The sequence below is a fragment of the Inhella sp. genome, from assembly GCF_041912635.1.
GTDB lineage: Bacteria > Pseudomonadota > Gammaproteobacteria > Burkholderiales > Burkholderiaceae_C > Inhella.
Genome location: NZ_JAYRMO010000007.1, coordinates 161,020 through 168,161 on the forward strand (window position 1 = coordinate 161,020; position 7,142 = coordinate 168,161).

General features: G+C 63.4%; 3 protein-coding genes. All 3 read right to left on the reverse strand.

The window, feature by feature from the left end:
• Nucleotides 1–86: 86 nt before the first annotated feature.
• Nucleotides 87–623, reverse strand: a complete 537-nt coding sequence (locus ACE3QP_RS06210) for a hypothetical protein (protein WP_374434466.1) — start codon at nt 621–623, stop codon at nt 87–89.
• Nucleotides 624–678: 55 nt separating this feature from the next.
• The gene (locus ACE3QP_RS06215) at nt 679–981 is read right to left on the reverse strand and encodes a hypothetical protein (protein ID WP_198111796.1); all 303 of its coding nucleotides are present in this window, start codon (nt 979–981) and stop codon (nt 679–681) included.
• 199 nt (nt 982–1,180) lie between these two features.
• The coding region (locus ACE3QP_RS06220; RefSeq protein WP_374434468.1) for a hypothetical protein at nt 1,181–7,142 on the reverse strand (5,962 nt) is incomplete at its 5' end.

A 7,142-nucleotide genomic window follows, 5' to 3' on the forward strand; every position in this document is an offset into this window, starting at 1 on the left:
CAGGATCATATAGGTGTCCTATATGAAATGTCCAGCTCAGTTTGTATCTGCAACTGAAGGGGCCGCGCCCTCCCCTGTTCAGGAATTCAGTGCAATGCGCCGCCGGTCGGAGGCGGTGCGCTGACGGCTTGCCGTTCGGTGGCGACGGCCGGCAGGCCCCATTGGGCCGATTGGACGCGGCGCGACAGTGCGTCCACCAACCCGTGCAGCGTCTTGGTGCCCAGCACCAAGGTGAGCGGTGCACCTGTCTGGCACTCGAACTGCAGCACCCATCGACCGTCCAGCTTGTGCCGGCCACAGCCGATGCGTGTGACGAGGCGCGGGGGCTCCCCTTGCACTTCCGCCTCAGCGGGGGGAGCCGGCTCCGTCCTGGCATTCACCTGCGCAGACATCGCCTGGTGGTGGGCCTGCGAAATGGCCGCGCGTGCCGCCGGGTCCATGCGCTGCGGCAGTTCGGCTGACATATCCACCATGGCCTGAAGCTCGCCTCGCCAGCGGTGAACGATGCGCCGGGTCAAGTGCAGCAGATGGCTTTCCAGCCCGCCCTGGGGCGTCGCCATCTGGAGATCCAGGAGCAGACGGTCGGCAATCGGGTCGTAGCGCAGTCGGATGTGCTTGAGCATGAAGGCAAAGCGCCCCGCCTGGTTGGGCGGGGCGCAGCAGTCGGTTGACTTCGGATTACTTCTTGGCCTTGGCAGGCTTCTCAGCCTCAGCCTCGGTCTTGGCTTCCGGCTTGTCCTTGCCGGCACCCTGCTGGGCGCGGCTGACCACCTGCTTAAGGGCGTTCTGCTGCATGGCCACGGCATTGGCGAACGCATCCAGCGGCAGCACCAATTGCGTGGTGACTTCCATGCGTTGGCCGGTCTTGCCTTCCTTGTTCTTGACCTGGCCGGCGTTCACGGCCAGGTCCATGCGGACCAGCCCGTTCTGGAGAGAGAGGCCCACCAGACGGTCGGCGAAAACGATTTGCTTGTTTGCCATTGCTATTTCTACCTTGTAGGCCGGCAGGGCCGATTGGGCTGCCAGCGGGTCAACTCACCGCTTGAGGGCGGCGCATTCTGCAGGAGCGGGAACCAGGGCCCGTCTCACAAAAAGGAAAAAACCGCCGGGTTGCCCCGGCGGTTTCAGAACTATCTTGCCTGAAGGACCGGCCGAAGCCGCTCCCCCTGCGCAGACTGGCTTAGATGAAGCCGTCCGTGCCGTCCACCAGGTCAGCGGCGTTCAACTCGGTGTTGCTGTTGATCGTCGCAACCAGGGTGACCACCCAGGTCTGACCGGCGCCGGTGTTGGTGTCCTCGATGTAGTACACCTTGTAGGCGTCGTTCGTCGCGTCGGAAGCACCGTCGGCGTCAGCGCTCACCAGAACCACGGCCTTGCCGTTGTTCTCGACAGCGATCTTGCCGGCGGCAGCAGCCGTGGCAATGTCGCTGGCGCTCAGCGAGGCCTTGTTCCACACCACACCCACGTTCGCGGCGCCCGACAGGTCCAGACCGGTCGTCACGAAGTTGGCAGCAGCACCCAGGCTGGAAGCACCGCCCAGGAAGGCGCGGAAGTCCAGCGTGTCGTCGGTCGCAGCGTTGGCGTTGTTGAAGTTGTTGATGGTGTCAACACCGTTCAGCGCAGCCGTGGCTTCGAACACGTACTGGTCCTGCGACTCGATCGCAGCGGTGAAGGCCGTGAAGGCTTCCACAGCGGTGATCGTGCCACCGGTCAGGTCTGCCGAGTCCACATCAGCAGCCACCAGGGTCGAACCGGCAGCCGAGTTGTTGAACTGGAAGGTCAGGGTGTTCGCCACACCGTCGTAGGTCACCGAAGCCAAGGCACCGGCTTCAGCAGCGGTGGCACCAGCGCCTTGCAGAGCCGTGACCCAGGTCGACAGCGACAGCGAAGCGAAGGCAGCACCCACTTGGTCGGAATCCGAACCCGTCAGGATCTGGTTGGAGATCACCGAGGGATCAAACGCGGCCGGAGCGGCAGCAGCGGTCAGGGTGGCACCGGCGATGGTGATGTTGTCACCGTTGGCCGTGAACGCCGAAGCGCCGCCGGTCAGCGTGACCACCAACTTGGCACCCACAGCGGCGGTGAAGCCACCGTTCAGGGTGTCGTTGCCCGAACCGCCGCGCAGGACGTCATCGCCACCCTTGGTGGTGATGGTGTCGTTGCCATTGCCGCCGGTGATGTTGACATCTTCATCGCCCACCACGTTGACCGTCACGCCACTGGTGGCGTTCAGATCGGTCGCGGCACGCAGATGATTCGGGGCAGCAGCTTGCTCCAGCACCGTGCCGCCGAAGCTCAGGGTGTTGGCACCGTCCGTCAGCGCCACGCTCTTCGCACCGGCCACCAGCGCATTCGTGGTGGTGTTCAGGGTGAAGGTCGTGCCGTTTTCGGTGATGGTGGCTTCGGTCAGCACCACGGCTTCGAAGTCGAGCGCCGAGGTGATGTTCTGGATCTTGCCGAACACGAGTTCGTCAGTGGTCCAGTCGGTCAGACCCGAGGTCGCGCCCGAGATCGTCGTCACGGTGTTGTCCGTCACCTTGGTGATGTCCAGCACGTCGAAGTCGAAACCGGTGGCGGCCAGGGCGCCGTTGTCGCGGATGGCCTGCAGGCTGATTTCCGTGGCAGCAGCGTTGACTGCACCGCCGCCCAGGGCGTCGGTACCGTCGAAGCCCACGGCGTCGTTGCCGACCTTGACGGTGTCATGGTCGTTCACGCCGCTGTCGACGAAGTTCAGACCCGAGGCCGCATTGATCAGCGAACCGAAGTCGTAGACGTCGTTCGAATCGGCATCCGACACCAGTTCGAAACCGGTCAGGACGACCGAGTTCGCCGCAGTGCCGCTACCCAGCTTGACCGTGATCTGGTTGTCGACGGTACCGGCTTCGGACAGCAGGAACACCTTCGAATCCAAACCGTTGATCTTCAGCGTGTCTTCCGCGTCTTGCGAAGCGGCGACGCGCAGCGAACCGGCAGCGATACCGTTGTTGGCGGTGTAGCTGCGGATCGTGTGGGTCTGCGAACCAGCGATGTACGGGCCTTCCACGCCGGCACCGGTGCCGTCTTGGAATTGCACCGTGCCGGTGATCAGGCCGGTCGTGGTCGGGGTGGCGGCCACGAAGTCGGACACCGACAGGGTCAGGGTGATCGACTTGGTCAGTTCGTTGTACTTGACCTGGTTGGCACCACCGCGCAGGTTGAAGGTGTCGGCGTCCATGGCATGGGCGCTGTTCATCACCACAACTTCCGCGTTGTCGCTACCTTCGATACGGTTCCAGGTCGCTTGACCCTGGGTCACCGTGCCGCTCAGGCCGGCGTCGCGGTATTCGACGAAGGTGCGCTGCAGCGGGCTGGCCGAGGTCAGGTCGGAGATGCGCACGCTGTACACATCGCGGTCCAGGGAAGCCACTTGGTTGGCGACGTCAAACGCGCTCCACTTGATTTCCAGGCCCTTGGTCGAGCTGGTCAGGTCCAGCACCGACTCGCCCAGCGAGGCGACGATGCGCTCCACGCTGACCAGTTGGTCCACGCGGTCGGTTGCGTTTTCCAGATCGCCGGCGCCGCCGCTGTAGAAGGTCGCGCCATCACCGTCCACCATGACGAACTGGTTCGGCTTGGTGGCATCCAACTCAACCACGACAGCGATGTTGTCGTTGGCGGTGCTGTAGTCGACGGTGTCGGTGTCAACGCCGGAACCGGTCTTGCTCAGGTTGAACTTGAACTGGTTCTGGTTGACGACGTTGTCGATTTCAGCAGCCGACTGGCTGATGAAGGACTTGCGGCTGTTGTTGCTGTTCAGCGTGTCGAAGTCGATGAAGGTGGCCAGGGCCAGATCCGTCGACGCGGTGGCGTTGGCGGTGTCTTCGCGCTGGTTGCCGCTCATGATGTTGGCATCGGCCACGATCACGGTGTCATTGCCATCGGCCCAGATGTTTTCGATCTCGTCGATGCCTTCAACCGTCACGTGCAGCGAGTTGTCCAGAGCGCGCACGGTGCCGTCGTTGTAGTTCACGATGGCGCCAGCGGTCATGGCCGTCACGTCCAGCACGTCGTTCTCGCGAACGCCAGCAGCGGTGCGCTGAGCCAGGGTGATGAACTCCACGCCATTCAGCGTGTCGGTCGCCACGGTCGTGCCCACGCGGCCACCGGTCATGGTGACGGTGTCGGTGCCGCCCAGCGAGGCAGCCACGTTGTCAACCTTGATGGTGACGGTCGGCTCGGCAACGCCAGGAGTGGCTTCACCAGCGAACGCGTTCTGGTACTCGACGCGGTCGTCACCCAGAGCACCGGTGAAGGTGTTGTTCTTGGCGGCTTCCGTTTCGTCGATCAGCAGCAGGTCGTCGCCGGTGCCACCGATGACGTTCTCCACGCCGTCAACCTTGATCACCAGGGACTCGAAGTCCGTGGCGGCCGGACGGGTCAGGCTGGCGTGCGCGTTGGCGCTGTACATCACCGAACCCTTGTCACCACCGGCGCCGCCGAGGTTGTCATTGGTCAGGTTGTACGAGATGCCATTGGCGCCGGTGGTGGCCGAGGACAGGGCTTGCACGTCCAGGGTGTCAGTGCCCTGACCGTCGCCGGCCACAGCATTGCCCACGCCCGACACGGTGCGGATGTTTTCGAAGTTGGTGAACTTCGTCCAGCTGCGGTCGGCCGTGGTGGTGGCGTCACCGTCCAGATCGACCATCACGGTACCCGCGCCGTCGTTGCGCAGCTCAACCACGCCACCGGTCAGGGTGAAGTTGTCGAGGGTGATGGTGAAGTTGGTCTTGCCAGCGGTGAAGCGGCTCTGCGAGAACTGCAGGGTGTCGTCGAACACACCGGACATCACGCCGAAACCATCTTCGTTCTGGTTCAGCAGGGTGATGGCGGTGATGGTGCCGATGCTGTTCAGCGCGGTGACCTTGCTGGGGTTGGCAGCTTCCCACTTGTTCAGGATGTAGACGCGAGCTTGCGCTTCGCCCAGCACCTGGACCGAGTAGAAGTTCTTGCCGCCGTCCAGCACGTCCCAGGTGGTGGTGCCATTGCCACCGATCGAGCCTTCGATGCGGTCGTCACCGGTGCCACCGCTGATGGTGTCGATGCCAGCGCCGCCGAGCATGAAGTCATCACCGTGCACCGACCAGCCCTTGCCGACCGCGCCTTCATTGGCGAGGTTGTCATTGGTGGCGGTGTTGTTCGGGATGGCGGTGGTGGTGCCGAAGACCACGTCTTGCAGGTTGTCCGCACCGACGTCGATCAGCACAGCCTCGTAACCGGTCTGGGTGCCGCCGGCGTTCAGCGCGGTCGACAGTTCCGAACGGTTCACGAACTCCTGGCCCACGAACAGGACGTTGGTCTCGTTCAGCTCGCCATTGCGGCCGTCGAAGTCCAGCAGTTCCAGCTCGTGCTGCGAGGTGTTGGCAACGGAAACCTTGGCGGGCTCGCCACCCGACAGGTTCTGCAGGGTCACGACCGGGCGGGTCATGAACACGGTCTGCTCGCCGTTATAGGTGCGCTGCGTCAGGGTGATGGTGCTGCCAGCCAGCGATGCATCGACAGCGCCGGCGGACGTGTCATCGTCCATGAAGCTGTTGATGAAGGCGGTCAGGCGGGTCAGGAAGGCGGCCTGGATGGCGGCTTGGGTGTCACCCACGCCGTCTTCGCCCCCGATGATGTTGCCGTCCAAGTCCACGCCGACTTGCAGCGAGTACTTGACGCCGTTCACTTCCACCGTGACCTTGTCTTGCGTGGTCAGGTTGGTGAAGGTCAGGGCGTAGGACTGGTCTTCAGCGATGCGGGTGGTGGCCTTGCCGTTGCCGTCTTCGTCACCGAACCAGATCACCAGGTCTTCGGCGTAAGCGTCGGAACCCAGGGTGATGGTGCTGCCGATGAAGGAGTCGTCGTCCACACCTTCGTTGTCCAGACGGTCTTCGTAGGCCTTGTAGATCAGGCGGTCCTTGGTCGTCTGGGTGCCCGGAGCCTGGTAGGTCGCCAGGGCCGAGAAGGCACCGTTCGACACCACGCCACCGACGGCGTAGCCTTCGGCCACGGTGTCGGAGATGTCACGGCCACCGGTGTCGGTCACGACGATGGTGTTGCCGACGGCCACGGCGGTGACCTTGGCATCGATGGCTTGGTAGGCGCTATTCACCAGGGCAGCCACTTCGGCGGCGCTGTTGGCGGCCAGCAGGGCGGTGGTGTTGGTCACCGCGAACGAGGTGCCACCGATCTTGATGGTGAACGAGGTCAGGGCCACATCGGCCGAGGCCAGATTGGTGGTACCCAGGTCAACGATCAGCTTCGACGGGCCGGTGGTGCTGGTGCCGCCGATGTTGAAGTCACGCTCGTAGTCGCCGGTCCACAGGTTGTGGCCGTCGTCGGTCTGGCGGTGGATCACGTCCACGCCGTCGCCTTCTTCGCCTTGCAGGAAGAAGTAGAAGTCGTCGTTGCCGTCGCCGCCAGACAGGGCGTCGTCACCGGCACGGCCTTCCAGCACGTCGGCGCCAGCGGTGGCGTACAGCACGTTGTCGCTGCCGTTACCACGCAGGTCCAGGTTGCCGATGAAGGCCAGATGGTTCTGCTGGTTGTTGAACTGCAGTTCCGGATCGTTGGCACCCGCAGCCAGATAGTCCACAGCGCCGAGACCGGTAGCGATCACGCTGTTGAAATCCTGCACCTGGGCACGGCTGAAGCCGGCCTTGTAGTTGGTCTGGTCGGAGGTGTAGCTGCCGTCGACATAGTTCTTGTCGGCGCCACCATAACCAGCCGCATTGGCCAGACCACCGCTGAGACCCACGGCCAGATCGATGCGAACCGTGCCGTCAGTGGTCACGTCCGAAGCGGTCTTGGTGCCGAAGGCGTTCTTGGTCAGCCACAGGGTGTCGTCTTCGCCGTCATCGGCGTCTTGGACGGTACCGGCTTCGTAGATGCCGCCGTCGGTTTCGAAGACGATGTTGTCGCCACCAGCGCCACCGACCAGCTCATCACGGCCGTTGTTCCAGATGTTGATGAGGTTGGGGTTGCGCAGGTTATTGAGATTGCCACCCATCAGCAAGTCGCTGCCGTCACGACCTTCGATGTAGTCGTTGTCGTAGCCACCGATGATGATGTTGTCGACATTGCTACCCGAGATCCACAGCTGGGCGGAAGCGCCGAAGCCGTAG